This window comes from Lachnoanaerobaculum umeaense (assembly GCF_003589745.1).
GTDB classification, from domain to species: domain Bacteria; phylum Bacillota; class Clostridia; order Lachnospirales; family Lachnospiraceae; genus Lachnoanaerobaculum; species Lachnoanaerobaculum umeaense.
The window spans coordinates 2,778,793-2,803,445 of record NZ_CP032364.1 but is presented as its reverse complement, the minus strand read 5'-3'; the positions used below and the strand labels follow the sequence as shown (position 1 = coordinate 2,803,445).

Sequence of the window (24,653 nt, the reverse complement as noted above, 5' to 3'; positions counted from 1 at the left end):
AAACAACAATGAATATAGTACAAAATATTCACAGTTTTGCTTTATCAGAAATGTATATTTATATGAGTTCAAAGCTTTTATAATAAAGCATATGCTTCAAAAAGAATTAAGCAAAAAGTATATTATATATAAAGAAAGACTGCTGCACTTATGGAGTAAAATGTGTTTAATATTGATAACTGGGTAAAGTTGTGGGATAATAAAAAAGTTAGGAGATGTGAATAAGTAGAGATTATATATTGATAGTGTAAGATATTCATGAGTTTACCAAAAAAGAAGAGGTGAGAATGAGTACGCAGAATAATAAAGGCTGGAATGCTATTAGAGGTTATGTAGATTATATTTTTGATGAAACCGATATAGGAAACAATGCAAAGAAATTTGCAGATAAAGTTGTTGATAATCTTAAAGAAGTAGATATCTCAAAGAAAAATAAAGTAAATGATGATAATCAGGCTGCAAAATCAAATAAAAGATCAAAGGCTTATTTAAAGACAAATAGAGTTGCATCAACAATAAAAATATGGGTAGGTTTGCCAATGATGATAATGTTTGCAATTCCAATAATCATACTGACTTTAACACTTTTGCCATTTTCATTTATAGGTTGGTTGATACCGATTATTCCACTTGCGACATTTTGTATAATTGGAGGTATTCTTTCTATTCCGGCAATATTTCATATTAGTTTGACAGATATAGCACAGAGATATTATCGTATTATGAATGATAGAACTTATATGAATATAGAAGATATGGCAATTATGGCAAATGAAAGTCCCCAATTTGTAGAGAATAATCTTAAAAAGATGATAGAAAAAAAGATTTTTATACAGGGACATTTGGTAGATAAATGCTTTATACTGACCGATGATACATATAGAGAGTATTTGGCAATAGAGGAGCAAAAAAGAAGAAATCAGGTAGATAATAAGAACAATATAAGAGATGATATAAAAGAGAGTGGGCTTATATCTGAGGGTAGAGAGTATGTAGCTACTATTAGGAAATTACACCAAGAGATAAATAAGGAGCCTATGTCATCTAAGTTGACAAAGCTGGAGACTGTTCTTATAGCAATATTTGACAGAGTGGGAAATGAGCCGAAGGAAGAAGAAAAGCTTTATAAGCTTATGAAGTATTATTTGCCAACTTCTATAAAGCTTATAAATACTTATAAGGATTTTGATAATGTAATATCACCGGACAGCGATATTTTAAATACTAAAAAAGAGATTGAACTGACGATTGATTCTATAAATGAGGCTTGTGAAGAATTTCAAAATAGACTTTTTAAGAATTCGGCCTTTGATGCTGATACAGATGCGGCACTTTTAAAGGTGATGCTGGCTAAAGATGGATTGATAGGCGGAATACAGGATGAAAACAATGGGAGATAGAGAATATGAATGATAATGAGATAAAAATGGATAATTTAGATGATATGTTAAAAGAAACACCAAGCTTGACATTTGATATAGAGGAGGAATCGAATAAAGCTGTAGTGGAGGAGGTAAAGTCAGATACTACCCCTCAGATAAAATTATCTCCTGAAGAAGAAAAAATGGTAGAGGAATTTGCTTCGAAAATAGATATCAGCAATTCACAGGCTGTACTCACATATGGTGTGGGAAGTCAAAAAAAGATTGCAGATTTTTCTGAGAATGCTCTTGAAAGAGTAAGGACTAAGGACCTTGGTGAAATAGGTGATATGCTTACCGGAGTGGTGGGTGAGATCCGTTCACTGGAAATTGATGAAGAGGACAGGGGATTTTTTGGACTGTTCAAAAAAGCCGGAAACAAGCTTGCAAATATGAAGGCAAAGTATGATAAAGTAGAAGTCAATGTAAACAATATTTCAAAAGCTCTTGAAGATCATCAGGTAACCTTGATGAAGGATGTGCTGATGCTTGATAAGATGTATGAGCTCAATATGAATTACTATAAAGAACTTTCAATGTATATTCTGGCAGGCAAGAAAAGGCTTGAAAGAGCAAATAATATAGAACTGCCTGAGCTTATAAAAAAAGCTGATGAAACCGGACTTCCTGAGGATACACAAAAGGCCAAAGATTTTTCACAGATGATAAACCGCTTTGAGAAGAAGATATATGATTTGGAACTTACAAAGACGGTATCATTACAGATGGCACCTCAGATAAGACTTATTCAAAATAATGATTCTATTATGTCTGATAAGATACAGTCCACCATTGTAAACACTATTCCGCTTTGGAAAAATCAAATGGTAATAGCTATAGGATTAAAGCATTCCACAGATGCAGCTAAGGCACAAAAGGCAGTATCTGATATGACCAATGAGCTATTAAAGAAGAATGCGGAAAGCTTAAAGACGGCTACTATAGAAACTGCAAAAGAGTCAGAGCGTGGTATAATAGATATTGAGACTCTAAAGAGTACAAATAAGACCCTGATAAATACTTTTGATGAAGTGATAAAGATACAGGATGAGGGCAGACAAAAAAGAAAAGAAGCAGAAGCGGAGCTAAGGAATATAGAAAATGAAATGAGAGCAAAGCTGCTGGAAATCAGTAACAGACAGGCAAACAGCAATAAATAGATAGGAAAGAAAAATGAATAATTGGAGACAAAAATATCATATTGAGCCAAAGAGTGGTTGGCTAAATGATCCTAATGGACTTTGTTTTTTTAAAGGATATTATCATGTGTTTTATCAGTATGCTTATGAACCGGAGGGCGGCAATAAATACTGGGCACATCTAAAGTCAAAGGATTTACTACACTGGGAAGAAGCACCTATATTTATGGCTCCGGATCAGGAATATGATAAAAATGGTGTGTACTCAGGTTCAGCTCTTATAAAGGATGATACCATGCATATCTTCTATACCGGAAATGTAAAGCAAAAGGGAGATTTTGACTATGTATATGCAGGTAGAGAGCATAATACTGTCCATGTAACAAGTGAGGATGGAATCAATGTAGATTCCAGAAATGTTGTTATGTACAATAAGGACTATCCGGATGGACTGTCCTGCCATGTAAGAGATCCCAAGGTATTTGAATATGAGGACAAATATTATATGGTAATCGGTGCCAGAACTATGGAAGATAAGGGAGAAGCACTGGTTTTTGAGTCTGAAGATTTGGATAACTGGAAACATATCCGTACATTTGAAACCATGGCAAGAATAGGATATATGTGGGAATGTCCGGATCTTTTTGAGATAAATGGACAGTGGATCTTGATGGCCTGTCCACAGGGGCTTGAGGGCGGAAAGTATGAATTCCAGAATATTTACTCCTGTGGATACTTTATTATAGAGGGTGATTTTAGAAGCAATGGTTTTATAACAGAGTATAAGGAGGCAGACTTCGGCTTTGACTTCTATTCACCACAGAGTTTTGCACATGATGGAAGAAGACTCTTGCTTGGTTGGATGGGCATGCCCTATGCTAAGTATACAAATCCTACTGTAGAATATGGATATCAGCATTGTATGAGTGTATTTAGGGAGCTTGACTTTGCCAATAATACATTGTATATGAAGCCTGCTAAAGAACTGGAATCTCTTAGAAAGTTCTCGTTTGAGTATGGTGAAGAAAATACAGAATACAAAGTTTTGGATGAAAAGAGAGCATTTGATTTGGAACTTCAAAACTTTGGTGATAAGCTTGAGATAGAAATATTTGATACTCTAAAGCTGGATTTTGATGCAGGCAGGGGTGATTTGGAACTCTCATTTATTGCAAATGGATATGGAAGAGATAAAAGATTTTTAAAAATTAAGAGTATAGAAAATATAAGACTTTTGATAGATGCAAGCTCAGTGGAAGTATTTGTAAATGACGGCAAACAGGTGATGTCTACTAGGATGTATCCGTCAAATTACAGTAATATAAAAGTATCAGGAAATATCAGGGGAAAACTTTATAGTTTGGATATATAATACTTGTATTTTGTATATCTTAGCAATCTTCCTGAGATATCATTTGAGCAGGCCTGGAAAGCCTCAGGCTTAAGCAGTTCATTAGATGATTATTTTTCTGAGGAAGATGCAATACTTGTAGATATAAAGTAAAAAAGGACTTAATGTGGAAATGCTTTAACAGGAATTTCCACCACATTTATAGAAAAAGTGATTTGTTAATGATATTATTTGACAGATTAAAAAATATATTTGGTTTTAATAAAGATAGAAAAGAAAGCAAGATGAAATTAATAGTTGGTTTGGGTAATCCCGGAAGAGAGTATGTAAATACAAGGCATAATGCGGGCTTTTATGTTGTGGAAAAACTGGCATATGAGCTTGGAGAGGATATATCCGAAAGAAAATACAAAGGTCTTTTTGCTAAGACTAGGATCGGGAATGAAAAGGTAATTATTTTAGAGCCGCAGACATATATGAACAATAGTGGAGAATCCGTGAGAGCATTTATGGATTATTTTAAGATAGAAGCGGAAGATGTAATTGTTGTTTATGATGATATAAACCTTGAGCCCGGAAATTTGCGTATCAGATTAAAGGGAAGTGCAGGAGGTCACAATGGTATAAAGTCATTGATTGCACATATGGGAACATCAGATTTCCCGAGAGTTAAGGTGGGAGTAGGTGAAAAGCCATCTAAGATGGATCTGGCAGATCATGTACTTAGTAGGTTTAGTGATACCGATAAGAAGCTCTTGGATGAATCGGCATCTGATGCCATAGAAGCAATAAAGCTTATGGTGGACGGCCGGTACGATATGGCAATGAACAGATACAATACTAAAAAGACAAAGTAAGGAAGAATATGAGTTTATTTGAAAATCCCTTAAAAAGATTAGCGGATTTTGAATCTTTAGAAGAAAGTATAAAAAAAGAAAGATTCCCGGTGCAGGTCAGTGATATGTCTGAACCGGGAAAAGCACATCTTATTTCCGAGCTTATGAAGAAAGAAAGAGCTTGGAAACTTGTTATATCATATGATGAGGACAATGCGAGCAGGCTATATGAAGATATAGGCTGCTTTTTGGGCGGGGTCTACCTCTATCCGGCAAGAGATCTACTCTTTTTTACAGCAGATATAAGATCTTCACAGATAACAGCAAAAAGAGTGGAAGTCTGGAAACATCTAAGAGAAGATGAGGGTGGAGTCATTGTTACAACCATAGATGCTCTTATGGATAAGCTTGAAGACTATCAAAAGTTTTGTGAAGCTACTTTGGAGATAAAAAAAGAAGATATTATCGATATAGAAGATATATCAAAAAAGCTGACGGATATAGGCTATGAGAGAAGCTTTGAAACAAGCAATCCGGGCCAATTTTCTATAAGAGGAGGAATAATAGATATATTTCCACTTACAGAAGAATATCCTGTAAGAATAGAACTTTGGGATGATGAAATAGATGCTATGAAAAGTTTCGATCCAGCAAGTCAAAGGTCAATAGATGAGCTTGAATATGTAAATATCTATGCAGCAAGAGAGAAGGTTCTTGGTGGGGAGCAGTCATTTTTAAGATATTTTGATTATAAGAATACTCTGATATATATTGATGAACCCGCAAGAACCATGGACAAGGCAAGAAGAACAGAAGATGAATATAATCAAAGTGCGTCCGGAAGAATAGAATCGGGGCAGTACAAAAAAGAGGATATTCCTGATATATTTGGTGCAGAGGAGGTGTTTTACAGTTTAAATAAAGCTCCAAGTATCGCTCTTACCGGTCTTGATAATAGAATAAAAGAATTGGAAGTAAAAGCTGTATACTCTATATTTTCAAGAATGAGTGGGGTATACCATGAAGATTTTACAAACCTTGTAGATGATTTGAAGAAATATAAGTCTGATAAAACCAGAGTTGCTCTTATTTGTGCATCAAAAACCAGAGCAAAAAGACTTGCTGATAGCTTTAGAAATGACTATTTCCTAGATTCCATATTTTTAGAAGATGAAAGAAATATAAATATTGTACCGGGACAGATAGCTATATTTGTTGGAAATATCCATTCGGGATTTGAGTATCCGGCTTTAAATTTTGCCTTAATTTCAGAAAGCGATATATTTAAAAACCAAAAGAAAAAGAAGAAAAGAGAAAAAGAATATGAGGGAGATAGGGTAACATCTCTTAGCGAACTTTATATAGGTGATTATATAGTGCATGAGGACCATGGTCTAGGAATCTATAGGGGTATAGAGAAAATAGAAAGAGACGGAGTCATCAAAGACTATGTAAAGATAGAGTATCAAGGTGGTGACAACTGTTTTGTGCCGGTTTCAAAACTTAATAGAATACAAAAATATGGCGGTGGAGAAATAAAAAAGCCTAAACTTAATAAGCTTGGAGGCGTAGAGTGGAGTAAGACAAAATCACGAGTAAAGAGTGAAGTTGAGGAAATGGCTAAGGAACTTGTGGAACTGTATGCCAGCAGGCTGAAAGGTCAGGGGGTGATCTATGGAGAGGATACTCTTTGGCAAAGAGAATTTGAAGAAATGTTTGAGTATGAGGAGACATATGATCAGATAAAAGCCATTGAAGATGCCAAGAGAGATTTGGAAACAGGAAAGATTATGGATCGTCTGATATGTGGTGATGTAGGATATGGTAAGACGGAGATTGCTCTAAGAACCGCATTTAAGGTAATACAAGAGGGATATCAGGTACTTTACCTTGTGCCGACTACTATTCTTGCAAGACAGCATTACAATACATTTATTCAGAGGATGAAGGATTTTCCGGTAAAAATAGGATTGCTATCCAGGTTTAATACAAAAAAAGAACAGAATAAAGTTATCGAAGATTTGGGAAAGGGACTTGTAGATATAGTTATAGGCACTCATAGACTTTTGTCAAAGGATGTAGTGCCAAAGAAACTGGGTCTTGTTATAGTGGATGAGGAACAAAGATTTGGAGTAAGGCATAAGGAAAAGCTAAAGCAGCTTTGTGAAAATGTAAATGTACTAACACTTACTGCTACACCTATACCAAGGACACTTCATATGTCACTTTCAGGAATTAGAGATCTATCTGTTTTGGAAGAGCCTCCTGTGGACAGAAAACCTATACAGACTTATGTTATGGAATATCATGATGAAACTGTAAAAGAGGCTATAAGAAGAGAGGTGGCAAGGGGAGGCCAGGTATATTATCTTTATAATAGAGTAAATAATATTGAGGAAGTGGCTGCACATATCAGTGCACTTCTGCCTGACATAAATGTTGAATATGTACATGGCAGAATGGATGAGAGGCGTCTAGAAGCAAGAATGGTAGACTTTATAAATGGAGATGTGGATGTGCTGGTTACTACGACCATAGTGGAAACAGGTTTGGATGTACCTAATGCAAATACTATAATAGTTCATGATGCGGACAGACTGGGACTTTCACAGCTTTATCAGCTAAGGGGTAGAGTTGGAAGAAGTAAAAGAAGTGCCTATGCCTTTCTTATGTATACCGGGAATAAACTTCTGTCTGAGGAGGCTTCAAAGAGACTCAAGGCAATTAGGGAATTTACAGAACTTGGGTCAGGTATAAAGATTGCAATGAGAGATCTTGAGATAAGGGGAGCCGGAAATGTACTGGGTGTAACTCAACATGGACATATGCAAGAGGTAGGATACGATCTGTATGTAAAGCTTTTAAATACAGCAGTTAGAGCTTTAAAGAGTGGTAAGCCTGTTGAAGAAGAGGTAGAAGCAAGCGTTGAGATAGACAGCAGTGCATATATACCAAGTGAGTACATTTCAAATGAAGAGACAAAGCTTGAAATATATAAGAAGATTGCTTTGGTAAAAAGTGAAGAGGATTTCCTTGATATGCAAGATGAGCTTATAGATAGATTTGGTGAGCTTCCAAGAGCGGTGAGTAATCTTTTGTATGTTGCAAGGATAAAGGCTCTTGGCAGCAGTATGTTTATCACTGATATTATTGTGAACAAATTGCAGATAAAGTGGACAATGAGAGAAAATAAGCAGATAAAAATGGATAACTTTGATGCTTTCATAAAATACTTTGGAAAAAATATGACTGTGAAGTATGACAAGGTATTAAATTGGGAGTATAGAGATAGGGAGAAGATTTCAACTGAGGACAGAATGGAGTTTGCTGTGAACTTATTTGAGAAAATGAAAGAGGAATTGTTTTAGTACATTTAAAAATCATTTGACAAATATAGATAAATGCAAGTATACTTGTTAATGCACAGCCGGGAAGATAGCGGTGTCCTGTACCTACAATCCGCTTTAGTAGGGGTGATGTCTTGCCTAGGGTGTTCATTTGCTTAGCAGTCTGAAGCAAGTGGTGTTGAAGTGGGGGTCCCCACGCAATGGAAACTTTCGAACCGTGTCAGGACAGGAATGTAGCAGCACTAAGGAGGACCTTTCATGTGCCGTGAGATAGCCGCCATGGAGCTAACTACTTTGGTAACGTTTGTGAATGGCATTCGAAGCAAGACGTGCATATAAAGGGCATTATTAAGAAATCTGTTTAGATTTTTTGATAATGCTCTTTGCATTTTATAAAACAGAATTCGTTAATTCTATGACAAGGCTATTGAAAAATGTTTTTCATTAATATAAAACCTGACTTCCGTCGTTTCTCTCAAAACCTAGTACTTTAGGTGTCCAAGAGCATACAGTTTTGAAAGAAATTGTCGACTTCAGCTTTGGTTAAATAGAGGGCATCAAGGTTACTAAAACCAACCAGTTTTTTAACCTTTTCGTTAACAGATTGGTTTCTTGATATATTGATATATGTATCATCACCTTTATTTACCACCCTAAAATCACGCATAAAGTTGATCAAGTCATAAGAGTTTATTTTATTCTTGAAACACTTGATTTCTAATACTCTTAAAAGAAACAAGCTAAGGTAGCATATCAAAAAATGCCCATAGATTGTTTCTTTTTTCTGTAAATAAACGGGTCTTGCATCCAGGTATGATTTTGTAAGTCTAAAAGATTCTTCGATCTTCCATAGGCTATGGTATGTTTTATATACCTGTAATGGCTCCATATCTATTTCGGATGTCACTAAAAGATTATATCCTGCATATTTAAGATCTTCATCAATCTTAGATTTATTTAAATCTATTATAGGCTTTATTGTCTTGCCTGTACTATCTTTAGTTATAATGTCTACATATTTAGCACAATCTCCAAGTTCATCTTTAGCGATATTTTTGTATGTAGAAAACTTTGAAGCTTTATCGACCATTTTCATTATTTCAAGCCTTTGTTTCTTTGCAAGGTTAGGATTATAAGAGACGATACGCTTTTCTTTTACAGAAAACCTTGTAACACACTCTTTTCCTGTTTCCGGATCAATCTCTTTAAAACTGTAATCAAAGCTGTCAATACAGGATTTAAGACGAAAAGATATATTACCTCTTTCATCAGTGTAATTAGAAAAGACATTTGTATCATTCTCAAGTAGAACCCATTTCTTTTCCTTTTCACTTAGATTCTTACCATGTATTGATTTTGAAAATATATAGCCGTCACTAGCTTCTTTAACTGCAGCATAAATATTTCTTGCACAATTAAGGCCTTTATCAGCCACCTGAATTGTCTTGCCTGATACGCTGTGTCGTTGCTTCATTTCTTCAATAACTTTTCTAATATATGGCTTTTCCGATTCATTTCCGGGATACATTTGCATGGAGACAGGTACTAGATCAGCATCTAAAAGTAAAGCCTGCCCTATTATCGGAGAGTGCCTATTCTCTTTTGAAGGTCCCTTTTGCTTGTCATCGCTAGGAAGATCAATTTCAAAGTAATAATTAGTACAATCGAAAAATACATTGCTTAAATCTCTTTTAAAATACTTTTCATAAGAGTGATTAAACAAATCAATGTACTTCTTATAAGACTCTCCTATGAAAGAACACCCGTCATATACTTGGTCTTCAGAGATTGTAGAGCTGCCGTAAATGTATGGAAAGACATGAGAGGCTGTCTTTGACTTAGAGCATGGTGATATAACCCTTGCATAAATAAGTTGTGTAATTAAGTCAAATACAGAGAACTGAAAACGCATTTGAGAAGCAAGTATATCAATAGTTTCCTTAACATCAAGCTCATCAATCAATGAGTAGAGCAAGAAGTGTCCTATATTAAGTTCAACAGGAGTGGAAAATGCACGAGGACGGGATTCTTCAGAAAGAACTTTTGTTCTATTCTCATTTTGCTCTTTTACATAATCGCTATAAAATTTAATCGGATCCGGAATCTCATCTGAAGTCAGATCTTCAACGTAACCAAAAGATTTTACATTTCTTGTTCTTGGTTGCTTTTTATCCTTATCCCAAAATGATTCATACATCTGAAGATAAGTACCTTTTTTCTTCTTTTCTTTTCTCAAAAAATAAGCCATAAACACCTCTAAAAGTAAAGTACTATGAAGTACTATGATTATAACATGCTGTAAAAATTTTTTCAATTTTTTCAAATTATTTTTTATGTAAGAAAAGCCTTTAAAATAAAGGGTTTAAAAGAATTGTATAAAATTAAATAGTTTGCTAAAAATTTGAAACGTCGGAAATTTCATAGTACTTCGACGGAAGACGGGACTAAGGAGGACCTTTCATGTGCCGTGAGATAGCCGCCATGGAGCTAACTACTTTGGTAACGTTTGTGAATGGCATTCGAAGCAAGACGTGCATATAAAGGGCATTATTAAGAAATCTGTTTAGATTTTTTGATAATGCTCTTTGCATTTTATAAAACAGAATTCGTTAATTCTATGACAAGGCTATTGAAAAATGTTTTTCATTAATATAAAATAATGTAGAATTCATATGAGCAATGCTTATTATGATTTATATAAAACTAAGTTGAATAACATATCCGTTTTGATAGGAGGAAATATATGGCAATAAAAACTATAGGTATACTTACAAGTGGTGGTGATGCTCCGGGAATGAATGCAGCTATAAGAGCTGTTGTCAGAACAGCAATACACAATGGATTGAATGTAAAAGGAATAATGAGAGGCTATGCAGGTCTTTTACAGGAAGAAATAGTAGATATGGACAGTACATCTGTTTCAGATATAATTCATAAAGGTGGTACAATACTTTATACAGCTAGATGTCAGGAGTTTACTACAGCAGAAGGCCAAAAAAAGGGAGCAGATATCTGTAAGAAGCATGGTATAGACGGAGTGGTTGTTATCGGTGGTGATGGTTCATTTCAGGGAGCAGGAAAGCTTTCAGCACTTGGTATCAATACAATAGGTATTCCGGGAACAATCGATCTTGATATAGCTTGTACAGACTATACTATAGGATTTGATACTGCAGTAAATACTGCGATGGAAGCTATTGACAAGGTAAGAGATACTTCCACATCACATGAGAGATGTTCAATAATTGAAGTAATGGGAAGGAATGCAGGTTATATTGCTCTTTGGTGTGGATTTGCAAATGGAGCAGAGGATGTACTTTTGCCGGAGAGATATGATGGCAATGAGCAGTATTTGATTGATAGAATTATAGAAAACAGAAAGCGTGGAAAAAAACATCATATTATAATAAATGCTGAGGGAATAGGACATTCGACTTCTATGGCAAAAAGAATTGAAGCAGCTACAGGAATAGAGACAAGAGCTACAATTCTTGGATATATGCAAAGAGGTGGCGCTCCTACATGTAAGGACAGAGTATATGCTTCAATTATGGGTGCTAAGGCAGTAGAACTTTTGATAGAAGGTCAGTCAAACAGACTTATGGCATATAAGAATGGTGAGTATGTGGACTTTGATATTCAGGAAGCATTGGCAATGACAAAGGATATATCAGAAGATCAATATAGAATAAACAAGCTTTTGGTAAGATAATATGTCTGAAATGATAAATGGGTATGATTTGGATTGGACAAAGAGTGAAGATATTGTTCTTTGCGGTGCAAGTTCATATGTACAGAAGTATTATTTTAATGAAAAGTTTAATTTGTTGCCGGATGAAATAAAAAATGAATTGAAAATAATATGTGTATCTTTTGCTGAGGAGGCAGGAGGTATACTTACTATGGAATTTGATAAGTCCGGCAATCTGAAATTCTGTGTAAGGGTTGATGACGGTGATTTTTACTTTGATGAGATAGAAAGTGGATTGAAGATAAGCTCATATCAAAGAAAGAAAGAGGAACTGCTTTCACAACTGGAACTGTTTTATAGATTAGTGATTTTGGGAGATAGTGCAGAATAATTATGCTTGAAAGAATATCATACTATATAAAAAAATATGAGGGCGTTTTGCTATATCTTATCTTTGGAGTGTTGACTACAGTGATAAATATGGTGGTGTACTATATTTTATTTGCAAGTCTTCTTCTACCAAATTTGGTCAGCAATGCTATTGCATGGTTGGCAGCAGTTGCATTTGCCTTTATAACAAATAAGATATGGGTATTTAAAAGTAAAAGCTTTGAATTAAAAATTGTAATAAAGGAACTTTTTGCATTTATTACAGCGAGATTATCTACAGGGATTTTGGACATGGCAATAATGTATGTGGGAGTGGATGTACTTAAAAGAAATTCTTTATATGCGAAGATATTTGCCAATGTGCTTGTGGTAATTTTAAACTATATTTTTTCAAAGTTGTTTATTTTTAGAAAGAACAAGGAATGATACTAAAAGGTTTTAAGATTGGAAATATAAATATAGATGGCGGTCTGTGCCTAGGACCAATGGCAGGTGTAAGTGACTTGCCATTTCGTCATTTATGCAAGGAAATGGGAGCATCACTACTTGTAACAGAAATGGTGAGTGCAAAGGCAATATATTTTAAAAATAAAAATACTGAGCCGCTTATGAAGATAGATAAAGTAGAGCATCCTATTGCATTACAGCTTTTTGGCTCTGATCCGGATATAATAGCCAGGATGGCGGCAAGTATAGAGGATAGAGAATTTGATATTTTTGATTTTAATATGGGCTGTCCGGTACCAAAGATAGTCAACAATGGTGAAGGCTCTGCACTTATGAAAAATCCCAAACTTGTGGAGGAGATACTTTCTAAACTGGTAAAGAGTGTAAAAAAACCTGTTACATTAAAGATAAGAAGAGGTTTTAATGAGGAAAATATCAATGCAGTAGAGATTGCTAAGATAGCAGAGGCCTCAGGTATAAGTGCTATTGCAATACATGCCAGAACAAGAGAACAGTATTACTCCGGTAAGGCGGATTGGAGTACTATAAAGGAAGTAAAATCTGCCATAGGTATTCCGGTAATAGGCAATGGTGATGTGGTAGATGGAAAAAGTGCAAAGGAAATGTATGAATACACAGGATGTGACGGAATAATGATTGCGAGAGCTGCAAGAGGAAACCCATGGATATTTAGAGAGATAAGGGGATATTTGAGTGGCGAAACCGTAGAGAAGCCATCTAAAGAAGAAATAGTAGATATGATACTCAAACATTGTAGACTACAAATGGAATATGATGATGAGATTATGGCTATTAGAAAGATGAGAAAGCATGTTGCCTGGTATACGCATGGCATGAAAGGATCATCTTTACTTAGAGAGAAGGTAAATCACATTGAGAGTTATGTTGAATTAGAAAATTTGTTATCAAGTTCTTAAGATTTGTATGTGCAGGATAACTTACTATTATTTAAAATTTTAATACATAAATATAAAAAATATGTTACAATGGCAACAGAGAATGTGAGTGTAATATTTAATCTCATTATATGTTATTAAGTTTTATTATAAAGTAGGTTGATATGGCTATTTTACATCTCAAGTGGAGGAGATATGAATACAAGAGAACAGTATAAGCGAGTTGTAAAATTTGGCTCAGCAGCGGTCATATTGCTGATTGAAGTCGGACTTTATTGGGCGCTGTGGCAATTTTATCTAAATACAATAATAGAAGAGAGATTCTGGAGGAGAGGAATCTGGCTATTGGCTGCACTTTACGGGGTGCTTTTGATTTTTTTTCTGCAAACATATGGTGGATTAAAAATAGGATATTTGAAAAGAGGAAATATAATATATTCACATATACTTTCTTTGGTGATAGTAAATATAATAGGATATCTTATATTGGCTTTGGTGGATAAAAAATTTCATTCACCTACTTCATTTATACTTTTGACATTGATAGATGGCATAATAGTATTTGCTTGGGTTTTTTTATTTCAATGGATATATGGTGTGTTATTCCCACCAAGGCGACTGCTTATAGTGTATGGTGAAAGACCGGTATTTTCCATAATGGAAAAGATAGGTGCCAGAGATGATAAATATATTATTTGTGACGATATAAGTATAGATGTCGGTATTGAAAAGATAATGAAAAAGGCTGAGGAATTTGAGGGGATTGTGTTGGGAGATATACCTTCACATGAGAGAAATCTTATATTAAAAAAATGCTATGATGCCAGTATAAGAGTATATATGATACCGAAAATAAGTGATATTCTGATAAGGTCTTCTACTAATCTAAATTTGTTTGATACTCCCATACTTCTTTCCAGAAATGAAGGGTTGCAAGTAGATCAAATGATTGTAAAAAGATGTATTGATATTGTGGTTAGTGTAATTGGAATAATCTTTTCTTTACCGCTATTTGTTATGTTTGGTGCAGCAATACATCTTACAGATAGAGGTCCTATTTTCTATAAACAAACGAGATTGACTTTGAATGGAAAGCTGTTTGAAATATATAAATTCAGAACCATGAGAGTGGATGCAGAAAAAGACGGTATAGCAAGACTTGCCGGGGATGTAGATGACAGAATTACAACTGTTGGAAAAGTATTAAGAGCTACAAGGATGGATGAGCTTCCTCAGTTGTTTAATATAATAAAAGGCGATATGAGTTTGGTTGGACCAAGACCTGAGAGACCTGAAATAGCCAAGGAATATATGAAGGAGCTGCCGGAGTTTTCAATGAGATTGAAGATGAAGGCGGGATTGACAGGATATGCACAGGTACATGGAAAGTATAATACAACTCCATATGATAAATTAAAATTAGATTTACATTATATAAGAAATTATAGTATATGGATGGATCTTGTTTTGATTGTGTTGACTCCAAAAGTCTTATTTATGAAGGAGTCTACAGAGGGTGTAGGAGAAGGTGAGACCAATGCAAATAGCAAGGAGAAGTAATATATTGAAACAGGATGCATAAGTTAATGCAATCCTGTTTTTTTTATGATACAATAAGTTCACATGGCGGAGATTCTATTTTATATATTGTAGTTACAGTTCAGGTAGCCACTTTATTGTTTTACAATTCTAATCGCAACTCTTTCTTAAAACTTCGCAGGATTTTACACAGTCTGCAAAAACTCGTTTGTTCGCTTGGGGAACAGCGAACTGCACTCAAATAAGTCACAGGCTGCTTAATTTGAGTCTAGTGTTTATGAAGAGTTAAACGCTACAAGGATTGTAAAATTAAGTACCTGAACTGTAACATATTGTAAAAGATTGATTTTCAATTCTATTATATCTTTATTGACAAATAAAAGAGAAGCGTATACAATAAAACAAGAACATACATTCGATGGAGGCTGTTATGAAGAAGGATAAAAATTCCAAAGCAACACAACAGGTAAAAAGAGTAACAGAACAAGGTGATAAGCAAGCGGCTCTTGAATCCGCTTTGACACAGATAGAGAAGGCATATGGTAAGGGATCAGTGATGAAGCTTGGGGATGGAAATGTGCATATGAATGTAGAGGCCATTCCGACAGGTTCACTAAGTCTGGATATAGCTTTAGGTGTAGGCGGTATTCCCAAAGGAAGAATTATAGAAATTTATGGACCTGAATCATCCGGTAAAACTACAGTAGCACTTCATATGGTTGCAGAAGCACAAAAGCTTGGAGGTATCGCAGCATTTATAGATGCAGAGCATGCTCTTGATCCGGCATACGCAGAAAAAATAGGAGTAAACATTAACGAGCTGTATGTATCACAGCCGGATAATGGAGAACAAGCACTTGAAATCACAGAAACCATGGTTAGATCCGGTGCTATAGATATTATAATAGTAGACTCTGTTGCAGCTCTTGTACCAAAGGGTGAGATAGAGGGAGATATGGGCGATTCTCATATGGGCTTACAGGCAAGACTTATGAGCCAGGGGCTTAGAAAGCTTACAGGTATAGTAAGTAAGAGCAATTGTATTGTTATATTTATAAACCAGCTTAGAGATAAGATAGGTGTAATGTTTGGCAGTCCGGAGACTACCACAGGAGGTAGAGCTTTAAAATTCTATGCTTCTGTAAGACTTGATGTAAGAAAAGTTGAGCAGATAAAGCAGGGTGGAGAGCTGATAGGAACAAAAACTAGAATTAAGGTTGTTAAAAATAAAGTTGCACCTCCATTCAAAGAGGCAGAGTTTGATATAATGTACGGTCTAGGTATATCAAAGTCCGGAGAGATACTGGACTTGGCAGTTGCCAGTGATGTTATTGACAAGGGTGGAGCTTGGTATTCTTATGAAGGAAATAAGATTGGCCAGGGTAGAGAGAATGCAAAGAAATTCCTGATGGATAATCCTGATATTTGTCAAAAGATAGAGACACAGATAAGAGAAAAGTTTAAGTTTGCATCAGAGAATGGGGAGAAGTTGGTAGATTATGATCCTATTGATGGAGAAGATGATGAAGAATTTGATGGCTCACCTATAGATAATGACACAGAAGATACCGGTGTTATAGAGCTTGAGGAAGAAGATTGATTGTAAGAGAAATTATTCCTATAAATACTAAAAAAAGTAAAATTATTTTTGAAGACGGTGATATCCTGGCTCTATATAATGGAGAAATTAGAAGAATGGATATCACTGTCGGAAAAGAAATAGATGAAGAGGAATATTATATAAATATATATCCTGTTTTAAAAAAGCGAACCTTTGCAAGACTTTTACATATATTAGAAAGGTCGTTCAAATCAGAAAAAGATATAGTCAGAAAACTAAGGCTCTCATTCTATCCTGATGAGGCAATAAAAGAGGCAATAGATAAGGCTAAGAAGTTCGGTTACATAGATGATGAAAGATATGTTGAACGATATATAAATACTTATAAAGATAAATATAGTAAGCTTAAGCTAAAGTATAAATTAATGGAAAAGGGCATAGATAAAGAAATAATAGAAAATGCGTTGGAAGTATTTTCTATTGACGAAGTATCTATGATAAGAAAGCTTTTGGATAAAAAGAATTATTTTGAGTTGGATGAAGCAGAAAAAAAGCAAAAAGTAATAGCTTCTATTATGAGACAGGGATTTAAATATCAAAAAATTAAAGATGTAATAAATGACACTTGTATAGGATGACAACAGCTATATGAGTGTCTTTTTTTATGAGATTATTGCAGAGTTGTGCTAGTTAAATAACAAACATGCCTGTTAAATAAAATACTTTTCAGAAAAGTATTATCAAAAAACTAAAAAAAGTATATAATAAATACATAAAGTTCGTATCGGATAAATATAAAGATATGTGCTCTTATTATTTCATGAAATATACAATTTTAAATTCATATATGTAAGATAATTACATATATAAAAATGCCTATAAAAGGCTAAATAATTCTAGGAGTAAGAGGTATGAGTAGATTAGAAATAGTCTCCCCAAGTAGAGCCAGAATTGTTATGGAGGAGCTTTACAAAAACTTGGAAAGAAGAATCGAGGCATCTCCTCCGGGGCTATGCCCGGTAGATATGTCCAGAGCTTTCCTGGAACTGGCTCATGCTCAAACTTGTGGTAAATGTGTACCATGTAGGATTGGGCTTGGACAACTTGAGAAGCTGATTGAGAATGTGCTTGACGGCAAGGGCAGTATGGCGTCTTTGAAATTGATGGAGAAGACCGCCCTAAGCATAATGGAATCAGCAGATTGTGCCATAGGCTACGAAGCAGCTAATATGGTTTATAAAGGTATTATAGGATATAGAGATGACTATATCGAACATATAGCACATGGCAGATGTACATGCTCATATAACCAGCCGGTGCCTTGTGTTAATTTATGTCCTGCACAGGTGGATATACCGGGATATATCGCTTTGATAAAAGAAGGAAGATATGCAGATTCTGTCAGATTGATAAGAAAAGATAATCCTTTCCCTACTACATGTGGTTTTATATGCGAACATCCTTGTGAAGCGAGATGTAGGAGAAATATGGTGGATGACTCTGTAAACATTCGTGGTTTAAAGAGAGTTGCTGCAGATTTTGCAGGAGAAGTTGATCCGCCAAAATGTGCCCCGTCAACAGGTAAGAAGGTCGCAATACTCGGTGGTGGACCGGGCGGACTTAGTGCGGCGTATTTCCTTCAGCTTATGGGACATCAGACTACAGTATATGAGATGTTACCGGAACTTGGCGGTATGTTGAGATATGGTATACCAAATTATAGATTGCCAAAGGATAGACTTGATGAGGATATCAGAGCTATATTAAAGACCGGAGTAAAGATAAAGCATGGACTCAAAATCGGAGAAGATATTTCAATAGACGATCTGAGAAATGCTTTTGATGCTGTGCTTATTACTATTGGTGCAAGTACAGATAAGAAACTTGGTCTTGAGCATGAAGATGCGAATGGCGTGGTTTCTGCAGTAGAGTTCTTGCGTGATGTAGGTAAGAATATTATAAAAGACCTTACAGGTAAGAATGTTTGTATAATAGGTGGTGGAAATGTGTCCATGGATGCAGTTAGAACTGCAAAGAGAATGGGTGCAAAGAAGGTAAGCATTGCCTATAGAAGAAGAGTCGCAGATATGACAGCTTTACCTGCTGAGATAGAGGCGGCAGTTGCAGAGGGTGTTGAGCTTAGAACTCTTATGGCACCATCAGCTATAGATGTTGATGAGAACAATAATATAAAGGGAATATATGTAAAGCCTCAAATGATCAGCTCTATCAAAGATGGAAGAGCCAGTGTAAAGGCTACAGGCGAGGAAGATGTTTATATTCCTTGTGACATACTTGTAGTAGCAATCGGACAAAATATAGAGACAAAGCATTTTGAGGAAGCGGGAATCCCTGTATCTAACGGAAAAATAATTACAGATTCTACAGGCGCATTCAAAGATATGCCGGGTGTATTTGCAGGAGGAGACTGTGCAAGCGGACCTTCTACAGTTATAAAGGCAATCGGTGCGGCAAAGGTGGTAGCGGCAAATATTGATGAATATTTGGGATATCATCATGAGATAAGTGTGGATGTAGTAATACCTGAGGCCGGTCTTGAAGATAAGAGTCCTTGTGGTAGAGTAGAGCTTACAGAAAGAGAGGCTAGTGAACGAGTTCTTGATTTTGAAGGCGTTGAAAATTGCATGACAGAAAAAGAAGCAAAGCAAGAGGCGGGCAGATGTCTAAGATGCGACCACTTTGGCTTTGGTATTTTCAAAGGAGGTAGGGAGAGTATATGGTAAACTTAACTATTGATAATATACCTGTTTCCGTAAAAGAAAATACTACAATTATGGAAGCGGCAGCCGGTATAGATATAAATATTCCGAAATTATGTTTCTTGAAGGATTTGAATGAAATAGCGGCATGTAGAGTATGTGTTGTTGAATTAAAGGGTAAAGATAAACTTATCACATCATGTAATAATGTATGCGAAGAAGGAATGGAAATCTTTACAAATAGTAAGAAGGTAGTCAGAGACAGAAGAAAAACTGTTGAGCTGATACTTTCACAGCATGATAACAGATGTGTAATATGCGCCAAGAGCGGCAACTGTTCACTTCAAAAAGTTGCCAATGACTTAAATATACTCGAGATACCATTTGCTGTTGAACTTGAAAAACAGCCGTGGAACAAGAATTTCCCACTTATAAGAGATTCATCCAAATGTATTAAATGTATGAGATGTATACAGGTTTGTGATAAGATGCAGACTTTAAGTGTTTGGGATTTACATGGAACAGGAGCAAGAACTACTGTAAATGTAACCGGATATAAAAAGATTGAAGAAGCCGACTGTTCACTATGTGGACAGTGTATAACACATTGTCCTGTAGGTGCATTGAGTGAAAGAGATGATACTTCAAAGTTCTGGGATGCTATAGCTGATCCTGAAAAGACAGTGGTTGTACAGATTGCACCGGCAGTTAGAACAGCTTGGGGAGAGGCTTTCGGACTTAAGGACAAGGATGCTACAGTTGGAAAAATTGTCGATGCATTGAAGAAGATGGGTGCAGACTATGTGTTTGATACTTCTTTCTCAGCAGACCTTACTATTATGGAAGAAGCAAATGAATTTGTGCATAGATATACCAGTGGTTTGATTGGTAATAGACCTATGTTTACATCCTGCTGTCCTGGTTGGGTAAGATTTGTAAAGTCTCAATATCCAAGAATGGCAAAATCTCTTTCTACTGCCAAGTCACCGCAGCAGATGTTCGGTGCGGTAATGAAGTCTTATTTTGCTGAGAAAATTGGCGTTAAGCCTGAAAACATGGTGTCTGTTTCTATTATGCCATGTGTAGCTAAAAAAGGCGAAAGAGAAATGGAACTCTTCCATGGAGAATATGCAGGACATGATGTAGATATTGCACTGACTACAAGAGAACTTACTCGAATGATAAGAGCATCTCATATTGATCCAAAGGGCTTGCAGGATGTAGTAGCAGATAGACCTATGGGTGATTATTCCGGAGCAGGAGTAATATTCGGTGCTACCGGTGGAGTAATGGAAGCGGCACTTAGAACAGCATACAGTATAATAAAGAAAGAAAACCCACCGGCAGATGCATTTAAGCCTGTAAGAAGTAAGGCGTTCCAAGAGAATGACGGAACAGTAGAGGCTAAGTTTAATATTGATGATATAGAATTAAATATTGCTGTAGTCAGTGGACTTGGTAATACAAGAAAACTTTTGAATAAGATCGAAAGAGGAGAGGCGAAATATGACTTTGTCGAAGTAATGGCATGTCCGGGAGGCTGCGTAGGCGGTGGTGGACAACCTGTAAAGGATGGCTATGAGCTTGCATTTGACAGAGGAAAGAAGCTTTATTTCTTAGACGAGAATTCAGAAATAAGATATTCTCATGAAAATAAAGATATTATATCCTTATATGAGGAATATTTTGATAAGCCGCTTTCACATAAGTCTCATGCATTACTGCATGTACATGAGTCATAGTATAGTGATTTTGAAACTGTAATTTATATATCAGTATAATTGTGTTAAATAATTTTTCTAAGGAAGTGTTTTTACATTTCCTTAGAATTTTTGTATACAGTATGATCAAGATGGAGATTAGAGTATGTTGTTTAATATCTTTAACAAAAGAAAGCCTGAGTGGGAACTTGATGTTGACGGAGAAGAAAAGGGCGGATGTACAGCACAAGAAGTTGAAAGTCTGTTGGATTCTATAGGAAACGGAAAGATATATTTTATTGTCTTGACTCCGGCAAAAAAGATGGATGTAAATAACAGAAGATTGAATTTCGTACAGATATGTAAAGATGAAGATGATGAGAATTATCATTTTGAAGTAAGTACATCGGATGTTAATGACAACGACAACATTGTTATCTATGGAAAGGGAGGATTCGCCAAGGATAAGGTAACGGATATGGTTCAACTCCTTATGAAGGATAATATAGTTCCTGATTGTTCAGGCTGTGAAGTTGTATTTGACAGTATTGATGTCAAGATAGCTAATGTGGAGGTCTACAAAGAACTTGTAAAGACCATATCGGATAATGAAGATTTTTTACAAAATATGGACAGGTGTTTTTGTTATCCGAGAGAATACTTTAAAGATAATGCGGACAGGTATGAGGATAGGGGTATTACAGACAGAGATGCTATAGATACCTTTGTTTGGATTGCCATAGCGGATGAGATGCTTGAGAGCGGTATTGCAATAGAGCTTGATTGGAAAGAGGAAAAAGATGAATTCTTATCAAGTATAGAAGAATTGGCAAATGAGAATAATCTTGTTGTGGATGACAGTATACTTGATGATGAAGGAGATATTCCGTCTTGGTGTAAAGAATTGGATAATAAATGGACGAAAGACGGGTATTGTGTGGCAGGTATTGATATAGACAGCGACAGTTATGTATTATTCATATGTAAAACAGATGATTTAAAGAGTTTAACAGAACTTGCTAAGAGTATAAATCACAGGATTGATTTTGCACAAAATATGTAGTTTATTGATTTGACAAAAATGAGATAAAAAACTTTAAAAAAGTTATTGACAAGATTAGAGTTATTCTTGTATAATGTCTAGGCATTGTGAAAGCAATCAAGGAGAAATACTCAAGAGGCCGAAGAGGCGCCCCTGCTAAGGGTGTAGGTCGGGCAACCGGCGCGAGGGTTCAAATCCCTCTTTCTCCGCTTCTTGTCAAAGAAGTTAAAAAATATTCTTGACAAGATAATGTTGATATGATAGAATATCAAAGTTGCTCCAAAAGAGCAAAAGCTCAAAAGAATCTCGAAAATAACTCAGAAAAGTTGTTGACAAGATGAAATGAGTTTGATATAATAGCCAAGCTGTTTCAAACAGCGAAGTAATGAACCTTGATAATTTAAGATTAAACAGTACACACAACCCTGAAAATAACTTGATTATTTTAAAATAATCGATGAGATTTCAGTAAAAACAACGTTTAGATTCGAACAGAATTTAAAACCTTAAAAAACAGTAGATCTGTGAAAACAGATGATGCAAGCTAGCGAGAAGGCTAGATTAAACTTTTATATGAGAGTTTGATCCTGGCTCAGGATGAACGCTGGCGGCGTGCTTAACACATGCAAGTCGAACGAAGCTATTAAAAGGAAGTTTTCGGATGGAAATTTAATAGACTTAGTGGCGGACGGGTGAGTAACGCGTGGATAACCTGCCTTATACAGGGGGATAACGGAGAGAAATTTCCGCTAAGACCGCATAAGACCACAGCACCGCATGGTGCAGGGGTAAAATATTTATAGGTATAAGATGGATCCGCGTCCGATTAGCTAGTTGGTGAGGTAGAGGCTCACCAAGGCGACGATCGGTAGCCGGCCTGAGAGGGTGAACGGCCACATTGGGACTGAGACACGGCCCAAACTCCTACGGGAGGCAGCAGTGGGGAATATTGGACAATGGGGGGAACCCTGATCCAGCGACGCCGCGTGAGTGAAGAAGTATTTCGGTATGTAAAGCTCTATCAGCAGGGAAGAAAATGACGGTACCTGACTAAGAAGCCCCGGCTAACTACGTGCCAGCAGCCGCGGTAATACGTAGGGGGCAAGCGTTATCCGGATTTACTGGGTGTAAAGGGAGCGCAGACGGCGATGCAAGTCTGAAGTGAAAGGCGTGGGCTCAACCCATGAACTGCTTTGGAAACTGTATAGCTTGAGTGTCGGAGGGGTAAGCGGAATTCCTAGTGTAGCGGTGAAATGCGTAGATATTAGGAGGAACACCGGAGGCGAAGGCGGCTTACTGGACGACAACTGACGTTGAGGCTCGAAGGCGTGGGGAGCAAACAGGATTAGATACCCTGGTAGTCCACGCAGTAAACGATGAATACTTGGTGTCGGGGAGGAAAACTCTTCGGTGCCGCAAGCTAACGCATTAAGTATTCCACCTGGGGAGTACGTTCGCAAGAATGAAACTCAAAGGAATTGACGGGGACCCGCACAAGCGGTGGAGCATGTGGTTTAATTCGAAGCAACGCGAAGAACCTTACCAAATCTTGACATACTCTTGAATAGTTTTGTAATGAAGCTAGTCCTTCGGGACAGGGGATACAGGTGGTGCATGGTTGTCGTCAGCTCGTGTCGTGAGATGTTGGGTTAAGTCCCGCAACGAGCGCAACCCTTGTCGTCAGTAGCCAGCAGTAAGATGGGCACTCTGACGAGACAGCCGGAGATAATCCGGAGGAAGGTGGGGATGACGTCAAATCATCATGCCCCTTATGATTTGGGCTACACACGTGCTACAATGGCGTAAACAAAGTGAGGCAAAGCTGCGAAGCCAAGCAAATCACAAAAATAACGTCTCAGTTCGGATTGTAGTCTGCAACTCGACTATATGAAGCTGGAATCGCTAGTAATCGCAGATCAGAATGCTGCGGTGAATACGTTCCCGGGTCTTGTACACACCGCCCGTCACACCATGGGAGTCATCAATGCCCGAAGTCAGTGACCCAACCCACACTGGTAAACATAAAGCTGTGATAATGATACGAAGTAATAAACCGCTAGGTTTATGGATGAGTATCATTATATTATATAAAGAATAGCAGTAAGTTATGTTTAGCAGTGTGGGAGGGAGCTGCCGAAGGCAGGGAGGATAACTGGGGTGAAGTCGTAACAAGGTAGCCGTATCGGAAGGTGCGGCTGGATCACCTCCTTTCTAAGGAAAAAGTAGGGGTTGTGAGTACTGTTTAGTTTTACATTATCGAGGGTAAAACTAAAACATAACATTATTGGTGTCGATGCGTCTAGGGGACACACCCGTTCCCATTCCGAACACGATGGTTAAGACCTAGTCGGCCGATGGTACTATACTGGAGACGGTATGGGAGAGTAGGTGGATGCCAATTTATGGGGGTGTAGCTCAGTTGGGAGAGCACCTGCCTTGCAAGCAGGGGGTCAAGAGTTCGAATCTCTCCATCTCCACTGTTAAAGCGACAAGCTTTAACTAAATGTACCTTGAAAACTGCATACCAAACGAGAAATTATATAAATATTTTA

General features: G+C 36.5%; 17 protein-coding genes, 2 tRNA genes, 2 rRNA genes and 1 other RNA gene. 21 read left to right on the top strand and 1 reads right to left on the bottom strand.

Annotated features, from left to right (window positions below; all coding sequences use genetic code 11):
- Positions 1–287: 287 nt before the first annotated feature.
- The 7 genes from D4A81_RS13040 (at position 288) to ffs (ending at position 8,429) form a co-directional block, all read left to right on the top strand.
- Positions 288–1,400: a 5-bromo-4-chloroindolyl phosphate hydrolase gene (locus D4A81_RS13040; protein ID WP_111525875.1), complete on the top strand. Its 1,113-nt coding sequence runs from the start codon at positions 288–290 to the stop codon at positions 1,398–1,400.
- A gap of 5 nt (positions 1,401–1,405) precedes the next feature.
- Entirely contained in the window at positions 1,406–2,581 is a 1,176-nt protein-coding gene (locus D4A81_RS13035) for a toxic anion resistance protein (RefSeq protein ID WP_111525874.1), read from the top strand.
- A gap of 13 nt (positions 2,582–2,594) precedes the next feature.
- Positions 2,595–3,932 carry a glycoside hydrolase family 32 protein gene (locus D4A81_RS13030; RefSeq protein WP_111525873.1) on the top strand — a complete coding sequence of 446 codons (1,338 nt, stop codon included), beginning with the start codon at positions 2,595–2,597 and terminating at the stop codon, positions 3,930–3,932.
- Positions 3,933–3,935: 3 nt separating this feature from the next.
- On the top strand, positions 3,936–4,064 hold the full coding sequence (locus tag D4A81_RS13655) for a hypothetical protein (RefSeq protein ID WP_278321303.1): 129 nt from the start codon (positions 3,936–3,938) through the stop codon (positions 4,062–4,064).
- Positions 4,065–4,132: 68 nt separating this feature from the next.
- Positions 4,133–4,768: an aminoacyl-tRNA hydrolase gene (gene pth, locus D4A81_RS13020; protein WP_111525872.1), complete on the top strand. Its 636-nt coding sequence runs from the start codon at positions 4,133–4,135 to the stop codon at positions 4,766–4,768.
- A gap of 8 nt (positions 4,769–4,776) precedes the next feature.
- A complete protein-coding gene (gene mfd, locus D4A81_RS13015) occupies positions 4,777–8,115 on the top strand; it encodes a transcription-repair coupling factor (protein WP_111525871.1) in 3,339 nt (1,112 codons plus the stop codon).
- 51 nt (positions 8,116–8,166) lie between these two features.
- Positions 8,167–8,429: signal recognition particle sRNA large type (gene ffs, locus D4A81_RS13010), an RNA gene on the top strand.
- A 155-nt stretch (positions 8,430–8,584) separates the two neighbouring features.
- On the opposite strand, the gene D4A81_RS13005 is transcribed toward ffs, so the two are convergent.
- Entirely contained in the window at positions 8,585–10,342 is a 1,758-nt protein-coding gene (locus D4A81_RS13005; RefSeq protein ID WP_119808321.1) for an IS1634 family transposase, read from the bottom strand.
- Positions 10,343–10,837: 495 nt separating this feature from the next.
- Here D4A81_RS13005 and pfkA point away from each other — a divergent pair, with 495 nt between their 5' ends.
- The 14 genes from pfkA (at position 10,838) to D4A81_RS12935 (ending at position 24,578) form a co-directional block, all read left to right on the top strand.
- Positions 10,838–11,806 carry a 6-phosphofructokinase gene (gene pfkA / locus D4A81_RS13000; protein ID WP_111526051.1) on the top strand — a complete coding sequence of 323 codons (969 nt, stop codon included), beginning with the start codon at positions 10,838–10,840 and terminating at the stop codon, positions 11,804–11,806.
- A 1-nt stretch (position 11,807) separates the two neighbouring features.
- Positions 11,808–12,176 carry a DUF6145 family protein gene (locus D4A81_RS12995; RefSeq protein WP_111526050.1) on the top strand — a complete coding sequence of 123 codons (369 nt, stop codon included), beginning with the start codon at positions 11,808–11,810 and terminating at the stop codon, positions 12,174–12,176.
- Between the two features lie 2 nt (positions 12,177–12,178).
- Positions 12,179–12,601 (top strand): GtrA family protein, encoded by a 423-nt coding sequence (locus tag D4A81_RS12990; RefSeq protein ID WP_111526049.1) that lies wholly within the window; start codon positions 12,179–12,181, stop codon positions 12,599–12,601.
- Positions 12,598–13,560 carry a tRNA dihydrouridine synthase DusB gene (gene dusB, locus D4A81_RS12985; RefSeq protein ID WP_330405177.1) on the top strand — a complete coding sequence of 321 codons (963 nt, stop codon included), beginning with the start codon at positions 12,598–12,600 and terminating at the stop codon, positions 13,558–13,560. The genes D4A81_RS12990 and dusB overlap by 4 nt, the downstream gene beginning before the upstream one ends.
- A 174-nt stretch (positions 13,561–13,734) precedes the next feature.
- Entirely contained in the window at positions 13,735–15,099 is a 1,365-nt protein-coding gene (locus tag D4A81_RS12980) for a sugar transferase (protein WP_111526048.1), read from the top strand.
- Positions 15,100–15,508: 409 nt separating this feature from the next.
- Positions 15,509–16,678, top strand: a complete 1,170-nt coding sequence (recA, locus tag D4A81_RS12975; RefSeq protein WP_111526047.1) for a recombinase RecA — start codon at positions 15,509–15,511, stop codon at positions 16,676–16,678.
- Positions 16,675–17,277: a regulatory protein RecX gene (locus tag D4A81_RS12970; RefSeq protein WP_111526046.1), complete on the top strand. Its 603-nt coding sequence runs from the start codon at positions 16,675–16,677 to the stop codon at positions 17,275–17,277. The genes recA and D4A81_RS12970 overlap by 4 nt, the downstream gene beginning before the upstream one ends.
- A gap of 273 nt (positions 17,278–17,550) precedes the next feature.
- The gene (locus D4A81_RS12965) at positions 17,551–19,383 is read left to right on the top strand and encodes an NAD(P)-binding protein (RefSeq protein WP_111526045.1); all 1,833 of its coding nucleotides are present in this window, start codon (positions 17,551–17,553) and stop codon (positions 19,381–19,383) included.
- A complete protein-coding gene (locus D4A81_RS12960) occupies positions 19,377–21,101 on the top strand; it encodes a [FeFe] hydrogenase, group A (protein WP_111526044.1) in 1,725 nt (574 codons plus the stop codon). The genes D4A81_RS12965 and D4A81_RS12960 overlap by 7 nt, the downstream gene beginning before the upstream one ends.
- Before the next feature lie 124 nt (positions 21,102–21,225).
- Positions 21,226–22,122, top strand: a complete 897-nt coding sequence (locus tag D4A81_RS12955) for a DUF6630 family protein (protein ID WP_111526043.1) — start codon at positions 21,226–21,228, stop codon at positions 22,120–22,122.
- A 100-nt stretch (positions 22,123–22,222) separates the two neighbouring features.
- Positions 22,223–22,310: transfer RNA gene (locus D4A81_RS12950), tRNA-Ser, on the top strand.
- A 360-nt stretch (positions 22,311–22,670) separates the two neighbouring features.
- Positions 22,671–24,312 (top strand): 16S ribosomal RNA (locus D4A81_RS12945).
- A 72-nt stretch (positions 24,313–24,384) separates the two neighbouring features.
- A 5S ribosomal RNA gene (rrf, locus tag D4A81_RS12940) occupies positions 24,385–24,502 on the top strand.
- A 3-nt stretch (positions 24,503–24,505) separates the two neighbouring features.
- A tRNA-Ala gene (locus D4A81_RS12935) sits at positions 24,506–24,578 on the top strand.
- Positions 24,579–24,653 lie beyond the last annotated feature (75 nt).